The 1,334-nt window shown below is 41.6% G+C and carries 1 protein-coding gene; it reads right to left on the reverse strand.

Features of this window, described 5'->3' with window-relative positions; genetic code table 11:
• Window positions 1–171 precede the first annotated feature (171 nt).
• Window positions 172–1,053: an AraC family transcriptional regulator gene (locus AC1DWN_RS33830; protein ID WP_477563199.1), complete on the reverse strand. Its 882-nt coding sequence runs from the start codon at window positions 1,051–1,053 to the stop codon at window positions 172–174.
• Window positions 1,054–1,334: the final 281 nt, after the last annotated feature.

The following is a 1,334-nucleotide window of genomic DNA, read 5'->3' on the forward strand; positions in this document are numbered from 1 at the left end:
GCAATAAACTCTTTACTTCCCATACGAAAAGACAACAAAGAGCCAGACGTATCATCCAGCTCCATCTTATAATGGCTATTTTCAACTATCATTGCGTCCACGACCTTCCTCAAGCTTAATGGTTTCTAGTCCATTATAGAAGAACTCGCTGCAACAATCGGTGGCAGATCTTTACTTAAGAGTAGTCAACTTTGTGATCTCGTCCCTCATCCGGCTGGGCGTCAAGCCTGTTAGCTGCTTGAAAACCTTATAAAACTGTTTATTCCCTGTGTACCCAACGCTCCGCCCAACTGCATCAACTGTCAAATCCGTTTCCTTCAGCAGCCGAATAGCCTCATCAATTCGCTTTTCATGGATGAACGCTGTCAGACTTTTACCATAGCATTCTTTAAAAATACGGCTAAAATATGACGGATTATAAAAGCATTTCTCGGCAAGCTCCTGCAGTGATATTTTCTCAAAGCAATGTACTTCGATATATTGCAGAATCTCTGGAGCCACTTTATTCAGCTTCTGTACAACCCTCTCGCTGTCCGCTTTTCGCATCTCCCTGAAGATACGCGTAAGAACGACCTGTAAGTACCCTTGAATCGCCGCTTTGTAGCCAATAGCTTTTCCAGCAAACTCAGTCAGCATGCGTTCGAGCAGCATTTCAACTTCCAGCAGCGTCTCACCATGAAAACGCACCTTCGAAACTAGCTTACTCACATTAGGTCCAAATTCTYCAAACGATGCTAAGGTTAGGATTTCTAGCGCATTCTCAGAATCCACAAGCTCTTTACCTATGAATTCCGGCTTGATTAGACAATTAACAATTGTCATTTCGGCTTCGGATGAAAAGGAGTGCGTTTGACCATAGTTGATAAACAGCATATCCCCTCGTTCCACCGGATATTGGACACCATTAATGACATGCTCCCCCGTACCCGAGGTGATATAGACGATCTCGATGAATTGGTGGGTATGCTCATAATCGCTTTTTGTCGTTGCATAACGAAAAATATTAATATTCTCATCAGGACGAATGTTATCCGAGAGCTTGTATTGATGCATGCTATATCCTCCGCTGTGATCCCATGTTGAGTTTATTTTATCACAGTTTAGCAAAGAGCTTAATAGGTGGATATTGCATCTTCCAGATCGCGGCAAGAACGCATGATGCAGGTTATTCCCTTACAATTTTAAACCGTAATCCTGAAATTCAATCTAGATCATTTCCAAATTTAATCCATGTAACAACAGATAGCTGGTTTTAATTCATTCGCAAATGGAATACAGGCGCCTTTATGGTATTTTGGTGAAGGTTTAAGCTATACGCAATTTAAATATAGTGA

The sequence above is a fragment of the Paenibacillus sp. P4_A7 genome, assembly GCF_056402455.1.